Below are 18,657 nucleotides of genomic sequence, written 5' to 3'. Positions count from 1 at the left end.
CAACATTATAGTCTTTTTTTAATGAATTAGGGAGAAAAACACAATGTTTGAACGTTAAAGTTTCTTTACAAAAAATGACCAGTGATAAATATCTTTTGCATAAAAATTATACTATAATTCAATCATTACCGTTGAAGAAGCAGTCTTACAATTATACGGTCAGTTCAGTAACTTTATAAATTGTTTACAATTTTATGTCACAAAAATGATGCTATCTTATCAGTATCAAAGTCAATATCAGTACAAATTAACACAATTATGCAGTAGCTCCAATTGATTTAAAGTAGTTTAGATTTTTATCGAAAATGCATTGATTCAAAAAGGAAAGGAGTACTTCGTTCGACTATATTTCTAGCACTCCCTATATTGATTCCATCTGTACTATGATTGGTTTATGTAAAACTCCAAACGGTACTTATAATATGTTAAAGGAGCAATCAAATAATGGTTCATATCAATAAGAAAAAAAAAGAAGTTTCAAGTGAAACAAAAAACGAAACATTTACCTCAATTTCCACCACACAAAAACAAAATAACAATATCGTTTCTTCTAGCTACGATAACAACGATGAAGTTAGCTCAACCACTGCAACTGAAATATTTGATTCAATACAAAATGATAATACATCCTGTGATAATCAAACAATAACGACCCAATCTTTTGCCACCAATAATCGACAAAGTACCAAAAAATCACTTAATCTTGGTATGTGGAACTGGGAAGCGCATACTTGGAATACTTCACCAAAACAATTTATAGCCAAAATAAAGTCAAAAGGGATAAATCAAATCTATCTTCAATTAGAAATTGAAAATAAAACAATAAAATATATAGATCAGTTAAACCAACTGCTCGATATAGCCTATAAAAATCGGATAAAAATCATTGCGATAGAAGGTTCACCCGATATGGTCATTGATTCAGGTTTAAAAAATGCCATTGAACGCAATAAAATAATCAAACAGTTTTGTTCTATGCGTAAAAATAAACCTAGTCTTGCTGGTATTCAATATGATATCGAACCTTATATATTAGATGAATACAATCAAGACGCCAATCATATTTGGAAACTTTGGGTTAATGCCATAAAGATGCTTAGTCAATCATGGGGAGATAAAATTGAGGTCGTTATCCCTTTTTGGTTACTCTATATAGACAATGGTGAACAAACTGTAAAAAGCATTAAATCCTATACTTCAAAATATATTATTATGGCTTACCGTACCAATTACACTCAAATCTACAATATTAGTGCGGAATGGTTAACTTGGGGTGATAAAAACGAACAAAAAATTATTATTGCGCTTGAAAATGGTCTAATTGAGGATGAAGTTGATAAATTTAATATTTCAAGTGGCGATAATAAAGTTCATACTTACTCTTCACACTTATCGCCAAGAACAGCAAATAATGAAATTAGTTTTATGGGGGATGAAAAAAGGTTATTTGAAACGGTACGTTTACTGGAAAATGACTTAACGCAATGGCGTTCTTTTGACGGCATTGCTCTACATGGTCTTGCTTTATAACGATAAACGCCTTTTAAATAAAGCAAAAGAGCTGGCAAACCAGCTCTTCAACTATCGGTACATGTACTCATAAAAAATGATTAATGTTCACGTGTCTTTCTAAATTCAACGTCAGGATATCGCTCTTGGGTTAAATTCAGATTTACCATACTTGGTGCAATATAAGATAAGTTATCACCACCATCTAATGCTAAATTTTGCTCGCATTTGCGTTTGAACTCTTCAAGTTTTTTCACATCATTGCACTCAACCCAACGCGCTGTAGTGACATTAACTGGCTCATAAATTGCCTCGACGTTATATTCCGATTTCAATCGAGCCACCACCACATCAAATTGAAGTACCCCAACCGCTCCGACAATTAAATCGTTGTTGGTGATTGGACGAAATACTTGTACAGCCCCCTCTTCTGACAACTGAACTAACCCTTTTAATAGCTGTTTTTGTTTAAGAGGATCTTTTAAACGAATACGACGGAACAGTTCTGGTGCAAAATTAGGAATACCTGTAAATTTAAAATCTTCACCTTGGGTAAAAGTATCACCAATTTGAATTGTGCCATGATTGTGTAAACCAATAATATCACCAGCGTAAGCTTCTTCAACGTGCTCCCGATCGCCAGCCATAAAGGTTAATGCATCAGAAATATTTACATCTTTAGCCAAACGAACATGACGCAACTTCATCCCTTTTTCGTATTTACCCGATACAATGCGCATAAATGCCACACGGTCACGATGTTTTGGATCCATATTGGCTTGGATTTTAAATACAAAGCCACTGAATTTCTCTTCTGATGATTCAACTTGACGTTTATCAGTTTGACGAGGTTGCGGGGTCGGAGCCCAAGCAGTTAATCCATCCAGCATATGATCGACGCCAAAATTGCCTAATGCAGTACCAAAAAACACTGGGGTTAAATCACCTGATAAGAACGCTTCCAAATCAAATTCATTTGATGCACCTTGCACTAATTCTAATTCTTCACGCAGTTGTTGTGCTAAATCATCTCCCACAGCAGCATCTAAATCAGGATTTGTTAGACCTTTTATTATTCGCACTTCTTGAATGGTATGACCTTGGCCTGATTGATATAAGTACGTTTCGTCTTTAGCTAAATGATAAACACCTTTAAACAGCTTACCGCAACCAATTGGCCATGTGATAGGCGCACACATGATATTAAGCTCATTTTCAACTTCATCAAGCAACTCCATTGGATCACGAATATCACGGTCAAGTTTATTCATAAAGGTTAAAATTGGCGTCGTACGCAAACGGGTAACTTCCATCAATTTGCGAGTACGATCTTCGACCCCTTTTGCCGCATCAATAACCATCAAGCAACTATCTACTGCGGTTAAAGTACGGTAAGTATCTTCTGAGAAGTCTTCATGCCCAGGAGTATCGAGTAAGTTAACTAAACAATTGTTATAAGGAAACTGCATAACCGAAGTGGTGATCGAAATACCACGCTGTTTTTCCATCTCCATCCAGTCAGATTTGGCATGTTGGGCATTCGCACCGCGACCTTTAACGGTACCCGCTGTTTGAATCGCTTGTCCAAATAATAGTACTTTTTCCGTAATGGTTGTTTTACCAGCATCGGGGTGCGAGATGATAGCAAAAGTGCGACGTGCATTCACTTCATCTAAATAAGCTTGTTCTGTCATAAAATTAACTGTTTTAATCTATACAAAATAATCGCGTATTTTAACAGGTATCTAACTGTTTTGCCATTGATGTTATAAACGATGCTATTTGCCTTATTTGTGTATCTATGCATAATGTTTACATTAAATATTGTTAGCTGTTATTTGTCTTTTTGACAAGAAGTTTCAGATTACACTAACGTTTCAGTATAAAAATGGAACTTGTTATGAATATCCGTGATCTAAAGTTGTATTTACATTTATGTGAAACTTGTCATTTTGGAATGACAGCCGATGCCATGCACGTAAGTCCATCAACGTTATCCAGACAGATCCAAAGAATGGAAGAGCATTTTGGTCATACTCTATTTATTCGAGATAATCGCCAAGTACAAATTACATCGGAAGGTGAAAAAGTAAAGCGCTTTGCTCAACAAGTTGTGAACCTGCATCAACAAGTTAGACAAGATTTAGATCAATCAGATCAACAATTAGTCGGTGAACTTACCCTTTTTTGTTCGGTTACCGCTGCTTATAGCCATCTACCTGAAATATTGGATAGATTCCGTATTCATTATCCACAGATTGAAATTAAGCTCTCCACAGGCGATGCGGCCGATGCCGTTGAGAAAGTACAATCAAACCTTGCCGATTTAGCCATTGCCGGTAAACCCAAACAATTACCAGCCGGCGTTGAATTCTTAAAATTTGGTGAAATTGAGATGGTACTATTAATACCAAAACTTAACAGTTCATTTAGTGATAAACTTCATCAAAAACAGCCTGATTGGCATAATATCCCTTTTATTTTACCTGAGCATGGACCAAGCCGACACCGAATTGATCTTTGGTTTAAACAACAAAAAATAACCAGTCCAAAAATTTATGCCACTGTAGCTGGGCACGAAGCAATCGTATCAATGGTCGCATTAGGATGTGGCGTAGCATTGTTACCTAAAGTAGTAATGGAAAACAGTCCTGAAAGAATCAGAGAGCGAATAACCGAATGGTCAACCAATTTAATGGAACCCTTTGATGTGGGCATCTGCGTGCAAAAAAGACGATTGTCCGAAAGGATCATCTCGGCATTTTGGACACTTTGTGTTCTTAATCTACCCAATAATCAAAAAAATAAAATATAATATTTATTCACCAAATAAAAAAATAGAGATAATTTTATTTAAACAACCAAATGTACACCTAGATAACTCTACCTAAAATAATTTGGTTGTTAAGAAAGGAAATACTTGCAATGAGAATTAAAAATATAAAAATAAAAGCATTGGTATCGTTAATATGTGTTACCACCGCTATCATTCCTTTTGCAGCACAAGCTAAAAGTGATTCAAGATTAAGTATATCTCGTGAAGAGATGAATCTTATCCAGTATCCAACCGGGATAACAATTGAAAGTTCGACCTACTATGACGGAGATACCGATGACTTAGTAACAGCTGGGTTGGGATTTACGCCTTTATCAACACTCGTGATTAAACCAACCATTGCTGACCCTGCCAAACCAACCCCACAAGAACTTAGACAACTAAAATTGAATCGTTTTATTGATACCAAAACAGGAGAAGGGACATTTTTTGGTTTTCAAAGAAAAAATCTTACTCCTATGTTTGATGGCAAAATAGCTGGTACTGAAATATTAGCAACCTTTAAAAATAACGATGAGAGTGTCGGGTTATTAGTACAAATCCCATTGGATTTTGATAAAAATAAACCATGTATTGTTGCAGTACCATCAACTGATTCTGATGGATTATTTAATGCATATGATGTACAAATTCGAGGATTATGGGGACTTCGTCATAACTGTGCAGTCGTTTATAATGATAAGGGTTTAGGGAATGGTATTTATGATATAACCAATCAACGTGGTTATGCGATCAATGGCAAGGTACAAACAGACAATTTACTGTTTAAACCAAAAATAGAAAATAGAGAACAATATGTAAAAACCCACCCTAATCGCTATGCAATAAAACAACTGCACTCAAAACAGAATTCTGAAGAACGTTGGGGGGAATTTGTTTTAAAATCCATTGAGTTTGCTTTTTACCAAATCAATACTCAATTTTCACCGACTAAAAAGGTCATATTTGATAAAGATAATACGCTAGTATTAGTTTATGGTGCAACTGATGGCGCAGGAGCCGCTTTAAAAGCAGGAGAGTTAGATAAAAATAATACGATAAAAGGTATTGTTGCAGTTAATCCACAAATCGCACCTTACTCTGAAACGATACCTGTAACGGTTAAACTCGGACAAAAACCGCCAACAAAAATTGAGTATCGTTCAATAGCAGAATATAGCGCTTATGCATCATTATATATACCTTGCGCTGTTCCTGCGATTATTGACAATAATAAAGATATCCATTTACCTTTTGCTGATAAATTTATCTATGCGCAAAATCGTTGTGATGCATTAAAAAAGGCACAATTATTAGTTTATGGAACCCCAAAAGAAGCACTTGAAAAATTGCGTCAATATGGTTGGACATCCGAAATGGAGAAGCAGCTTCCATATTTTTATTTTAAAGAAACAATAGGTTTACCTTATCAATATATTAGTGCCTATGGTCATTATGACATTATGGAAAAAATGTGTAATTATTCAGTTGCAAGCACCCAAAAAAATCCACTCCTTTATATAGGTAAAGTTGAGCCTTTATCAGAAATAGATTTCCAGCAATTATGGGGATTGGCAAATGGACAACTTCCGATATGGCTAGGGGATGAATCAACCGTGTTGGCTCTTGTCAATGATGAAGATATATATTCACCAAGAAGAGATTTCTATTCAAGTTCCGATAATAAAGATGGAATTGACTACAACAGCAAAGGAGCAATTTGTTTATATAACAAATTAAAAGAGCCTCAAGTTGAGCTAGGTATGAAACAAGTTATCGCTTCAGCCAATTTAAATGGAATTAAAACATTTATCATCCATGGTCGTAATAATGTAAAACAACTACCAGATTATACTTCCCGCGCTTATGTGGCGTTAAACAGTCAAGTGGAAGGTAACAATTCACAATTACGTTATATTGAGGTAAAAAATAGTAGTTATTTAGAAGGAAAACCTCCATTTGATAATTCGCTCGTCTCAATTGATTATTATGGTGAGGATGCGATAGAGTGGTTGTGGGCTAATTTAACCAACAATGCAACGCTGCCTGACAGCCAAGTAATTCATGCTAAGCCTCGTGCAGGAAAAATTGCATTTACACCTGATGCCACTGCCCAAAATTTAGTACCAATATTACAATCGCCTAACAGTAGCAATATCATCAAGAAAGAAAATGGCGAACTGATTATTCCTAATTAATCATTAAGAAATCATCTTTAACTATCGGGTTAAGTTTCTAAACTGACTTAATACCGGTAGTCAAAATCTTTATAAAGTAAATTTGGATAAGAGTACTGATGTGCGTATTTTAGGATATAAAACAGCAAATAATGCTTTTAACTCAGAATAATTTTGCTGAATATCAATGATGTTTTCTTTCAATAAAAAGAGTTTGGGTCTCCTTTTTGCCATACCATTTAATACCTTTTCAACAAAATCAATTGAGGCATAATTTTCTAGCCACTCACCTTGCCACATAGCTTGCATAAAATTTTGATAATCAATAGGATATTGAGTAATAAAAGGTTGAATTTGCTGTTTGGTATATTGATTAAATTCGCTAACAGTTCCCATAACGCCAAAGGTCAACCACTGTTTTGATAAAAAGTGATCCCACACGATATCCAATGCAATTGACGCCACGCGCCGATGTGTTTGGCGAAACAATAATTTCGCTTGCTTCACTTCAGGCAGATTATCGGTCATGCTATCAATTTTGCGATGTAGCATAATTCCATCAGCAATATCGTCAGTATAAGTTAAATAAGGATCACCTTTAACAAAATCCGCTACCGTATTGCCAATTAATGAACTACTAGCCAGCGAAGCTAAATGTAGATGCGCTAAAATATTCATAAAATCAAGTATAATTGATTAGTCACGATGTTTAAATTCACCTTCAGCAAAACCCTCACGCCAATAGCTCGTAATATGAATCGCTTCTGGTGCAAGCTGAGTATATTTATCTTTCAATGCTCGTCGTAATTGTTGAGCTAATGAACTTTCCATTCCGCCCCAAAACATAAGTTTATCCTGTTCGGCAAATTCAGTATTTATTACTACATCGACCAATTGATTAGGTTTTGTATTATCTTGAACTAACCAATTAACTTGCACATTTTCATTATCTGGTAGTGGCACAATATCTTTAGGATGATTAACCAGAATAAACGCATAAACTTTTTGTTTTTCAGGTAAATGTTCAAGCGTATAACAGATTGCTGGTGCAGCTGAAATATCCCCCATCAACACCAAACAATTATCGGTGAACGACAGTTTACCAGCAGAACCGACCAAACCAATCTGATCACCAACTTTAGCGTGTCTTGACCAAACAGTCGCCAAACCACTTTCATGAATCGCAAAATCAATAAACAACTGATTAGTCACACTATCAAATTCACGTACACTATAACTGCGCGCCAATTGACGAACTTTATCACTTACCACAATCTTATTATCTTCGTCTAGTTTAGGAAATAAAATTTCACCTGTAATAGGCTCAGGAAAAAGCAATTTAACATGAGGACAAACCCACGCAGAATCAACATCAAACGGTTTATTACTACTAAACTGCACACGTATAAAGCTCGGTGAAATCTTCTCAACTTTTAATACTGTTAATAGCGCATTAACAATAAGTTTTTTTGATTTTTTGGGTTTATCTGTCATTAGTTAACTCCTTAAATTTTTTATGGATATTATTGCCTTTGGATGTTGGATTATCATACAGCAAAACATCAAAAAAAAACGCTATTTTTTAGTCCAAAAATAAAACTCACTTGTTCCATTTAAATTTAATGGAACAGATTTCACCGATGCAAATAATAATATTACTTAACCTAAAAAATAGCCTAGAAGATAAAATTAATATTTTAATGAACCAAATGCGCTACACCAATCTTGATCAAACTTAGCTACTGCCGCATCGACTGCGGGGTCAGAGATAAATAATTCTGCCACATCGACTGGCAAGGTAATGGCTTTACAACCCGCTAACATACAATCTAATGCTTGTCTTGGCGTTCTAAAACTTGCTGCTAACACCACTGATTCAGGGCAATGCAAATCAAGCAATTTTTGTAATTCTAAAACCGTTTCTTTGCTGTTGCCACCTTGTGCATCAATACGATTCACATAGGGAGCTATATATTTTGCTCCAGCAAGTGCTGCCAAAAATCCTTGCCCAGCACCATAGACTGCTGTTCCTAACGTTGTAATTCCCTGTTGAGTTAACTCTTTAATAGCCATTAAACCTTGTGCATTAACGGGAATTTTAGTCACAATTGACGGTACGACCTCTCTAAGTTGTTCGGCTTCTTTAATCATCCCTTTTGCATCACTTGCCAGCACTTGTGCAAAGAGCAACTTATCGGGACCTAACACATTTTGCAGTTCATCTAACAACTCAAAAATGTTTTTACCTGACTTTGCCACAATACTTGGGTTGGTTGTTACCCCATTAATTGGCAACACGGGCGCTAAACGCTTAATTGCCGCAATATCGGCTGTATCTAAATATAGTTCCATATTGAACCCCCTAACTTGGATAATTAATCTTTATATAAAAAAAGTAGTACATAAATAATAGTTTGATAATAAAGAATATTTAAGCAAAAACCTAGAAGACGAATCTGTCATTTACTGGATTTTTGTATGCTTTAAATAAAAATGAGAGTCTGATCACATAATCAAAAAAAAAGAGAGTTAATTACTATAGATATCGAAACAATGCTAAGTTTATATTTTTAATATGTTATTAATTGTAATGTTGTGTATATTTTCGATTAAATAGTGAAAACATTAACACTATAAAATAGAAATAAAACATGATAAATTGTGGTTTTATTTCATCTATAAAACTAATGGTAAAACAGCGATTGAATCAGGATAATTTTTCCATTATTAATCTAATAAATTGTTACTTTCCCCTACTATACACTTACTTTTTATCGCGCATCATGTGCTCAATCCAAATTATGCAGTTTAACCACTGGTTATATAAAAAATTTTGGCAAGTATAAATTAATTTAGTTGGAGCGTTTTTATGGATTTATCTATTGAACAAATACTGAGACAATTTACAAGCAAAATTAACAGTATCAATAAAATATATTTTGCCAATAATGCTCTACTCGCCCCTGTTCTTGCTTACCAAGTTAATTTTCCTCGTATAGAGATCATTATCAATGGTCAACAAGAAATATTATGCGCAAATGATAGAGGTGAACAAATCAGTAATACTCTGTATGCCAATGATATTCTCTATGTGACCTCTAATAGTTGGAATAAACCTTTGTGGCATAAACCTGTTACCATTTTGAGTATTTTATTTGGCAAACAACAAATTGGTCTAAGTTTATTACATTGGGATGGCACGCAGATAATTCCTAAAGGTCAACTCAATATTGCAAGACGTGGACCACGTGTTGGTGCCTTTATTATTCAAGCAATTGCAGAACTTACTTGGCATAATCAACCGTCAGAACAAAATCAAACCGCTTATTTTCTTATTCATAGCTTGCTGAGTAGTACGCTTGATTTGCTCAACGCCGATATTGAAACCTCCTCAAAAACCACCAGTTTATTTGAAGCGATTCGCCAGTATATTGATACGCATTTTCGGGAAGATGTGACCCGCGACTTTTTAGCGAAAATGTTCTACATCTCTCCTAATTACTTATCACATCTTTTCCAACGTGAAGGAAAGATTGGACTGAATGAATATTTGAATCAAATCCGTTTAGAATATGCCAAATCATTACTTAAAAACTATGATTTAAATGTAAAAGAGATCGCCCATGCTTCAGGCTTTAAAGACAGTAACTATTTTTGTCGAATTTTTAGAAAAAAAACCGAACGTTCACCTACCGAATACCGCCGACAATATCACAGTAAGTTATCTCAAAAATAATGCGATTTTAGTAAAAATTAAACGCTATTATGTTGATAACCATAATATTTAACAAAGTCGCAATGATTATTAATGGTTTTGAATTTATCTTTCATTAAAAAAATTGGCAACAATGCTATACCTTGTCCTTTCTCGACAAGATTTAATATTTGGCTTAAAGAATCAACCGTAATAAGATTTTCGGATGGATAATTTAAAGCAAGCGTTTTGGCTCTTAATGGGCAATGTTCATCATTATTGATAAATATTGGTAAAAGATCGGGCGTCTCAATTGATTGACTTTGTAAAAAAGCAATCGGTAAATTTTCGGTTTTTGTTAAAAGATAATCAGGATGTTTAAATTTTTCAAAAGTAATTACTTCATCATAATAATGATGATGAATTGCATTAGATATATCACTGGTTCGTTTAATAATAATTTCTGTGGATTCAAGGCAATATTTTTTCGTTTCAATAACCAGAAACTGAAATAAAAGTTCCGAAATTAATAATGTAGAATGTTTACCTTTAAAAGATTGTTTGAGTTGTGAAAACTGCGCTAACGTCTGCAAAGTAAATTGATAAAATTGTTCCCCCTTTTCGGTAGGTCTAACGCCATCAAAACCACGAATAAATAACGTTGCTCGCAATTCATGTTCAATCTTTTTTAAATGAGCTGTTATATTTGATTGTGTATAGCTCAACGCTTTAGCCGCTTTATTAAGACTTTTAAGATCATAAATCGTTTTAAAAATATGTAATCCTTTAAAATCCATTTTTGCTCAGTAACCTATCATTTTTTTTGATAACTCAATCATAAATTAGAATTATTCAAACCTCAATTAAGTTATTAAACTAACGATAAAATTAAAAGGAGGAAAAACAATGCAAGCTATGCAATATAAAATTCTTTTACCTGCCGATTATGATATGCAGATCATAAAAAATCGCGTCAACCAAAATGGTTATAAAATGGATGGCTTTGAAGATTTACTTTTTAAAGCTTATTTAATCTCAGAACAAGGCAATGACAATCTAACCAATAGTTATTGCCCGCTGTATATTTGGCATCACACTAACGGCATGACTAAATTTATTTTTGATGGCTATTTTGACAATATAATTGACTCATTTGGCTGGCAAAATATTAATATTGGCATTACGACAAAAATTGAATTAGAAGATAACTTTTTTCTCAGTAAATATGTATTAGAAGAACATCACGCTATACCTGTGCAAGCTCAACTAAAAAATTTTAGTTTCAAAACAACTAAACACCAAGATCAGATAGGCAATGTCGTCATCTATAATCCCGACAAATGGCAATATACTTCGTATACTTTTTTCAAGAAAAAACCAGCTAGCGAACAAAAAAATATTTATCAAATTTTGTATCTAGCAAAAGGGACAGTACCAGCGATTTATTGATAATTTTTTAGAGCTAATTTTATAGATTGATTTTGCCTTAAAGTACTTCAAAAAATTTTAGATTATATGCATTTTTAAATATATAACAGTTATATCATGTAAAAAATATTCAGGAGTCTATACCATTTCATTATAAACTCAAGGTTTATAATGAAAGAGAGAAAAAACAAAAGTTCTTACTTGCGCACACATAAAAGGCCAACTTCAACAAAAAAGAAAATTCTGAGCGCTTTAAGCATAAAAAAGCTAGCTAACCCAATATTTAGGTTAGCTAGTTACTGAATTATTGACATACAAAATTTTCAGGGTTATTGGTATCACCGTTACCTGTATATATTGTTTGTTGAGGATATTGACATAAAGGTCGTTGCATGGTGACTTGACCATTTTTTATTTTTTTAGCTATTAGAGTCGTTGGCGTTTGTTTTTTCTCAACCCAATTAACTAATGTTTCAAAACCATTAATTTTATCTGGGCCATCACCACCATTACAATGATCAACACCAGGTGCTAGATAAAGTTTGGCAAAATTATCTACATACTCTTTGCCACCCATGGTTTTCAATACATCATTATAGTATTGAATTGATCCTTTTGGTGCTACAAGACGATCATCCAAACCATGCCAAATAATCATTTTTCCACCTAATTTTTTAAACTGACTTAAATCTGTATCATCAGTTCCCATTATTGGAGCAAACATTTTAACGGATTGATTGAAATACTTTTCATAACCTTTATATCCTAAACTTTTCCAATCAAAATTAGGATCTTGTTTAATCCAATACTTCAAATAATCAAGTGGTATAGGAAAAGGTCCTTCATTACCAGCTAATACATCAAGTGGAGCGGATGGTTCAATACTAAACCATAAAGACTTTCCATTTTGATCTGTTGGACCTTGCCAGATTTTTCGTAATGTTCGAATCTCATCTTTGTTTAGGCCTGCTTGATTAAGTAGATCATCACTGATTTCTAATGTTGTTGGGTCATTAATTATTCCATCTTTAATGCCATCTTTTTCATCCGCAAATTCAATGATCGCTTTTCTAACTTTATTTAGCTTATCGCTTCCAATAGGTCTACCTAACTCTTCTTGCATTACAACTTGCGGCCATAATTCTGCAGGTACAAATTTATCCCAATAGATTGCTGGGGCTGCAATATATAAACCATCATAATCAGTTGGGTACCATTGCGCTTCCATTAGTCCTTGACGCCCTCCTGTAGAACAACCATTCCAATACGAATAATCTGCAGCCTGACCGTAATATGATTCAATAATTTGTTTAGTTTTTATCGTCATTTCATGTACACTACGATGTGCAAAATCTCTTACCGCATCAGTTTGTAATTTGCCATCTTTAAAGACAAATTTACCATCAACCAGATTCCCTACATGTCCAGTATCTGTCGCCGCTGTGACATAACCATTTTTAGCCGCTACAGCTAACTTATCAAATGGTATAAACCCTGCATATCCACCACCACCTATTGATTGTAAACGATGATTCCATTGGCTTGGCAACCATACTTCAACATTAATAGCAGGCTCAATAGTTAATTCAACTCGGCAAATCTGTGGTAAACCAACGATTTCTTTTGCTTTAGCTCCCCGTAGAGTATCAGCTAATTTGGAAGGTGGCGTAAAATTTCCTTCAATTAACTTAGTATTTACGACTTTTGCATTATCTAATTTCAAATCACTTAATTTTTTACAACTTTCGGCTGAATCCCACATTGAAGGTGGTTTTGCATAAGCAGAAGCGCTCAAACAACTTAAAACCGATAAAAACAATAAACTATATTTCATCATATCTCTATTCCTATCATCAAAAAATATCTTTTCTAAAACTATTTAGATTAATATTATGCATTACTTACATAAATAACAACATAAATAATAATTAATTTCTATCAGCGAATGTCACTCTGCCGTATTTTTTCACTTTGAAATATTAAGAAATAAAAAAAGACAATATCCATCAACGATAATTACCATCAAAATGTAACTTTGAATATCTAACTCATTGTAAAAATTTATAAATATTTCTGATGATTGTAAATTGTAATGTGTTTTAATAGAATTGTAATAAAAATTTATTTGATAAGATGACTTGGAAAGAAAAAGTAAACTATTTCAATCTGACCATCATTTAAAGAAATAGATGACAGCCAGATCGGGCTTACATTAGTACGTATTATAATGTTCCATAAAAAATTTCCCAAAATTAAGGCTTAGGATGAAAATCATCAATTTGTTCTTTCCATTCGTTGTAATCCCAAACAATAATCTTGGTTTTTAACTCAGCTAACTCATTTTGTGCGGCTTGTTTTTGTTCTGGGGTAAGAATTTGTTCCAAACGAGTTTGAATTTCCTTATTATATTCCCAAACAGGAGGGAGCTGATGACTATACCAAGCTAAATTATTATCGATTTCAATAATTTTTTGTTTTGCATAATCACTTAATAGTGACCATGCATAGGCTTTTACTGGATCTTGCTCACGCCCTAAACCATATAAATAGGCTTCAGTCACCCTTAATATACCAATAATTGAGCTGTGCTCAGCCATTATTTCGGCATAATCAATTGCCAGTTTTAAATCTTCTGGTATTAATGATTTACGATATTCGATTAATTTATTTATTTTTTTAAATTCTTCATCTTTATAATGATAGCCTTGTTGAAACAGCATTCGTGCTGTCAAATCCTCATAACAGTGATAACCTCCGTCAAGAGCATAATTAAGATACTTAATACTTTCTTCAAGATCTTCATCAGAACATGGCAAACGTTCCCCTTTGTTATCGTATCCACAAGGACTAAATCTCCAACCTTTTTGGTAAGCGAATTTTGGATATTTTAAATCAGCGAATTTATCCCATAAATAACTAAGCATTTTACGATCTTTAAATACCACCGGTTCAACTAACGGTTTGCCTGTATTATCAACTAACTGATCGCGATATTTTTTCATAAATTCAGTAAATGACATCTTACCTTCTTTTTTGTCATATACGTCATGCCAAAGGAGAAGATCATAATAATAGGGCATTGCATTTTTATCCCACTGCCAAGCATGTTTAATAAGTTTTACTAACTCATTAGGATCTCCGACAGCATAATATACCTGATTGTCGAATGCTCGACGATATAGCCTCTCAGCTTCTTCTATACGTAATAATTGGTTTTCAGGAATGGTTGAAGGATAAATAGTATAGTCCATGGTTATATTTTCTGTATCAACAAAACCAAAATCTCTGTCTTGCTTAAATAAATGATGAAAATATAAAAAATAACCCCCAATAGCCATAATAATGCTGATTACCAATAATCCTTTGAACTTTGATTGTTTCACTTTATTATTCACGCTCAATTCCATTCACTTAAATTTGCAATATCCTAATAGGCTATAATTAGCTAGCTTTAAGTTTATTAACTAGCATATTTCAAAAAATTAAGGCTTAGGATGAAAATCATCAATTTGCTCTTGCCAACGATTATAATTCCAATCAATAATTTTGGTTTTTAACTCAGCTAACTCATTTTGAGCAGCTTGTTTTTGTTCTGGGGTAAGAATTTGTTCCAAACGAGTTTGAATTTGCTTATTATATTCCCAAACTGGAGGGAGCTGAGGACGATACCAAGCTAAATTATTATCGATTTCAATAATTTTTTGTTTTGCATAATCACTTAATAGTGACCATGCATAGGCTTTTACTGGATCTTGCTCACGCCCTAAACCATATAAATAGGCTTCAGTCACCCTTAATATACCAATAATTGAGCTGTGCTCAGCCATTATTTCGGCATAATCAATTGCCAGTTTTAAATCTTCTGGTGTTAATGATTTACGGTATTCGGTTAATTTATTAATTTTTTTGAATTCTTTATCTTTATAATGAGCACCTTGTTGAAACAGTATTCGTGCAGTCAAATGCTCATAACAGTGATAACCTCCTTCTAAAGCATAATTGAAATATTTAATACTCTCTTCTAATTGTTCATCAGAGCATGGAATATATTCCTCATTATTACCGCCTTTACACGGACTAAATCTCCATCCCTTTTGGAAAGCAAATTTTGGGTATTTTAAATCAGCAAATTTATTCGACAAATAACTAAGCATTTTACGATCTTTAAATACTACTGGTTCAACTAGCGGTTTGCCGGTACTATCAACCAACTGATTGCGATATTTTTTCATAAATTCAGTAAATGACATCATACCGTCTTCCTTTTCATTTTCATCATATACGTCATGCCAAAGAAGAAGATCATAATAATAGGGCATTGCATTTTTATCCCATTGCCAAGCATGTTTAATAAATTTAACTAAGTGATCAGGATCTACAACAGCATAAAATACTTGATCGTCGAATGCTCGACGATATAGCTCTTTAGCCTCTTCTATACGTAATAATTGGTTTTCAGGAATGGTTGAAGGGTAAATAGTATAGTCCATGGTTATATTTTCTGTATCAACAAAACCAAAATCTCTGTCTTGCTTAAATAAATGATGAAAATATAAAAAATAACCCCCAATAGCCATAATAATGCTGATTACCAATAATCCTTTGAACTTTGATTGTTTCACTTTATTATTCACCCTCAATTCCATTCACTTAAATTTGCAATATCCTAATAGGCTATAATTAGCTAACTTTAAGTTTATAACGAGCATATTTCAAAAAATTAAGGTTTAGGATGAAAATCATCAATTTGCACTTTCCATTCGTTGTAATCCCAAACAATAATTTTGGTTTTTAACTCAGCTAACTCATTTTGAGCAGCTTGTTTTTGTTCTGGGGTAAGAATTTGTTCCAAACGAGTTTGAATTTGCTTATTATATTCCCAAACTGGAGGGAGCTGATGACGATACCAAGCTAAATTATTATCGATTTCAATAATTTTTTGTTTTGCATAATCACTTAATAGTGACCATGCATAGGCTTTTACTGGATCTTGCTCACGCCCTAAACCATATAAATAGGCTTCAGTCACCCTTAATATACCAATAATTGAGCTGTGCTCAGCTATTATTTCGGCATAATCAATTGCCAGTTTTAAATCTTCTGGTGTTAATGATTTACGATATTCGATTAATTTATTAATTTTTTTGAATTCTTTATCTTTATAATGATCGCCTTGTTGAAACAGCATTCGTGCAGTCAAATCCTCATAACAGTGATAACCTCCGTCCAAAGCATAATTGAAATATTTAATACTCTCTTCTAATTGTTCATCAGAGCATGGAATATATTCCTCATTATTACCGCCTTTACACGGACTAAATCTCCATCCCTTTTGGTAAGCGAATTTTGGATATTTTAAATCAGCAAATTTATCCCATAAATAACTTAGCATTTTACGATCTTTAAATACCACCGGTTCAATTAACGGTTTTCCGGTATTATCAACTAACTGATCGCGATATTTTTTCATAAACTCAGAAAATGAAATCATACCTTTTTCTTTTTTGTTATCATCATAATACTTTTGCCAAACAATAAGATCATAGTAATAGGGCATTGCATTTTTATCCCATTGCCAAGCATGTCTGATAAATTTCACTAACGCTTCTGGATTAACGACAGCATAAAATACTTGATCGTCAAATGCACGACGATATAGCTCTTTAGCCTCTTCTATACGTAATAATTGGTTTTCAGGAATGGTTGAAGGATAAATAGTATAGTCCATGGTTATATTTTCTGTATCAACAAAACCAAAATCTCTGTCTTGCTTAAATAAATGATGAAAATATAAAAAATAACCACCAATAGCCATAATAATGCTGATTACCAATAATCTTTTGAATTTTGATTGTTTCACTTTATTATTCACCCTCAATTCCATTCACTTAAATTTGCAATATCTTAATAGGCTATAATTAACTAGCTTTAAGTTTATAACGAGCATATTTCAAAAAATTAAGGTTTAGGATGAAAATCATCAATTTGCTCTTGCCAACGATTATAATTCCAATCAATAATTTTGGTTTTTAACTCTGCTAACTCATTTTGTGCGGCTTGTTTTTGTTCTGGGGTAAGAATTTGTTCTAAACGAGTTTGAATTTCCTTATTATATTCCCAAACTGGAGAAAGCTGATAATAATCCCATGCTAAATTATTACCGATTTCAATAATTTTTTGTTTTGCATAATCACTTAATAGTGACCATGCATAGGCTTTTACTGGATCTTGCTCACGCCCTAAACCATATAAATAGGCTTCAGTCACCCTTAATATACCAATAATTGAACTGTGCTCAGCTATTATTTCGGCATAATCAATTGCCAGTTCTAATCTTTCTGGTATTAATGATTTACGATATTCGGTTAATTTATTAATTTTTTTGAATTCTTTATCTTTATAATGAGATCCTTGTTGAAACAGCATTCGTGCTGTTAAATCCTCATAACAGTGATAACCACCTTCCAAAGCATAATTGTAATATTTAATACTCTCTTCTAATTGTTCATCAGAGCATGGAAGATATTTCTCATTATTATCACTTTCACAAGGACTAAAATTCCTACCCTTTCGGTAAGCAAATTTTGGATATTTTAAATCAGCAAATTTATTCCATAAATAACTACGCATATTTCGTTCTTTAAATACCACCGGTTCAATTAACGGTTTTCCGGTATTATCAACCAACTGATCGCGATATTTTTTCATAAATTCTTTAAAAGACATCATACCTTCTTCTTTCGCATATTCATTATAAAATTCATGCCAATAAAGAAGGTCATAATAATAAGGCATTGCATTTTTATCCCACTGCCAAGCATGTTTAATAAATTTAACTAAGTCTTCAGGATCTACAACAGCATAAAATACTTGATCGTTAAATGCACCACGATATAGTTTTTCAGCTTCTTCTATGCGTAATAATTGGTTTTCAGGAATGGTTGAAGGGTAAATAGTATAGTCCATGGTTATATTTTCTGTATCAACAAAACCAAAATCTCTGTCTTGCTTAAATAAATGATGAAAATATAAAA

At 33.3% G+C, this 18,657-nt stretch carries 15 protein-coding genes; 5 read left to right on the top strand and 10 right to left on the bottom strand.

What is annotated here, in order from left to right; translation table 11 throughout:
* Window positions 1-444: 444 nt before the first annotated feature.
* The gene (locus tag H3T96_RS13015; protein ID WP_144093187.1) at window positions 445-1,530 is read left to right on the top strand and encodes a hypothetical protein; all 1,086 of its coding nucleotides are present in this window, start codon (window positions 445-447) and stop codon (window positions 1,528-1,530) included.
* Between the two features lie 80 nt (window positions 1,531-1,610).
* Here the strand turns inward: H3T96_RS13015 and prfC are convergent, their stop codons facing one another.
* Entirely contained in the window at window positions 1,611-3,203 is a 1,593-nt protein-coding gene (prfC, locus tag H3T96_RS13010) for a peptide chain release factor 3 (protein WP_144093189.1), read from the bottom strand.
* A gap of 206 nt (window positions 3,204-3,409) precedes the next feature.
* On the opposite strand from prfC, the gene ilvY reads away from it, so the two are divergent.
* Entirely contained in the window at window positions 3,410-4,324 is a 915-nt protein-coding gene (ilvY, locus tag H3T96_RS13005) for an HTH-type transcriptional activator IlvY (protein WP_065737373.1), read from the top strand.
* A 110-nt stretch (window positions 4,325-4,434) separates the two neighbouring features.
* Window positions 4,435-6,522 carry a 3-hydroxybutyrate oligomer hydrolase family protein gene (locus H3T96_RS13000; RefSeq protein ID WP_144093191.1) on the top strand — a complete coding sequence of 696 codons (2,088 nt, stop codon included), beginning with the start codon at window positions 4,435-4,437 and terminating at the stop codon, window positions 6,520-6,522.
* Between the two features lie 69 nt (window positions 6,523-6,591).
* Here H3T96_RS13000 and H3T96_RS12995 read toward each other — a convergent pair whose 3' ends face one another.
* The 3 genes from H3T96_RS12995 to fsa form a co-directional block, all read right to left on the bottom strand.
* On the bottom strand, window positions 6,592-7,179 hold the full coding sequence (locus H3T96_RS12995; protein WP_144093193.1) for an ACP phosphodiesterase: 588 nt from the start codon (window positions 7,177-7,179) through the stop codon (window positions 6,592-6,594).
* An 18-nt stretch (window positions 7,180-7,197) separates the two neighbouring features.
* Window positions 7,198-7,995 (bottom strand): siderophore-interacting protein, encoded by a 798-nt coding sequence (locus H3T96_RS12990; RefSeq protein WP_144093195.1) that lies wholly within the window; start codon window positions 7,993-7,995, stop codon window positions 7,198-7,200.
* A gap of 195 nt (window positions 7,996-8,190) precedes the next feature.
* Window positions 8,191-8,853 (bottom strand): fructose-6-phosphate aldolase, encoded by a 663-nt coding sequence (fsa, locus tag H3T96_RS12985; RefSeq protein WP_086327077.1) that lies wholly within the window; start codon window positions 8,851-8,853, stop codon window positions 8,191-8,193.
* Between the two features lie 517 nt (window positions 8,854-9,370).
* On the opposite strand from fsa, the gene H3T96_RS12980 reads away from it, so the two are divergent.
* The gene (locus H3T96_RS12980) at window positions 9,371-10,237 is read left to right on the top strand and encodes a helix-turn-helix transcriptional regulator (RefSeq protein WP_144093197.1); all 867 of its coding nucleotides are present in this window, start codon (window positions 9,371-9,373) and stop codon (window positions 10,235-10,237) included.
* 17 nt (window positions 10,238-10,254) lie between these two features.
* Here the strand turns inward: H3T96_RS12980 and H3T96_RS12975 are convergent, their stop codons facing one another.
* On the bottom strand, window positions 10,255-10,992 hold the full coding sequence (locus tag H3T96_RS12975) for a LysR family transcriptional regulator (protein ID WP_144093199.1): 738 nt from the start codon (window positions 10,990-10,992) through the stop codon (window positions 10,255-10,257).
* Window positions 10,993-11,101: 109 nt separating this feature from the next.
* Here H3T96_RS12975 and H3T96_RS12970 point away from each other — a divergent pair, with 109 nt between their 5' ends.
* A complete protein-coding gene (locus H3T96_RS12970; RefSeq protein ID WP_144093201.1) occupies window positions 11,102-11,644 on the top strand; it encodes a DUF4865 family protein in 543 nt (180 codons plus the stop codon).
* A 283-nt stretch (window positions 11,645-11,927) separates the two neighbouring features.
* Here H3T96_RS12970 and H3T96_RS12965 read toward each other — a convergent pair whose 3' ends face one another.
* The 5 genes from H3T96_RS12965 to H3T96_RS12945 all read right to left on the bottom strand — a co-directional run.
* The gene (locus H3T96_RS12965; RefSeq protein WP_144093203.1) at window positions 11,928-13,460 is read right to left on the bottom strand and encodes a tannase/feruloyl esterase family alpha/beta hydrolase; all 1,533 of its coding nucleotides are present in this window, start codon (window positions 13,458-13,460) and stop codon (window positions 11,928-11,930) included.
* A 415-nt stretch (window positions 13,461-13,875) separates the two neighbouring features.
* Window positions 13,876-15,018, bottom strand: a complete 1,143-nt coding sequence (locus H3T96_RS12960) for a sel1 repeat family protein (RefSeq protein WP_144093205.1) — start codon at window positions 15,016-15,018, stop codon at window positions 13,876-13,878.
* Between the two features lie 87 nt (window positions 15,019-15,105).
* Window positions 15,106-16,257 carry a hypothetical protein gene (locus tag H3T96_RS12955; protein ID WP_144093207.1) on the bottom strand — a complete coding sequence of 384 codons (1,152 nt, stop codon included), beginning with the start codon at window positions 16,255-16,257 and terminating at the stop codon, window positions 15,106-15,108.
* A gap of 86 nt (window positions 16,258-16,343) precedes the next feature.
* Window positions 16,344-17,495 (bottom strand): hypothetical protein, encoded by a 1,152-nt coding sequence (locus H3T96_RS12950; protein ID WP_198248668.1) that lies wholly within the window; start codon window positions 17,493-17,495, stop codon window positions 16,344-16,346.
* A gap of 86 nt (window positions 17,496-17,581) precedes the next feature.
* The coding region (locus H3T96_RS12945; RefSeq protein ID WP_198248667.1) for a hypothetical protein at window positions 17,582-18,657 on the bottom strand (1,076 nt) is incomplete at its 5' end.

Source organism: Gilliamella sp. W8136 (genome assembly GCF_016101285.1).
Lineage (GTDB): Bacteria > Pseudomonadota > Gammaproteobacteria > Enterobacterales > Orbaceae > Gilliamella > Gilliamella apicola_N.
This window is presented reverse-complemented; position numbering and strand designations above follow the sequence as displayed.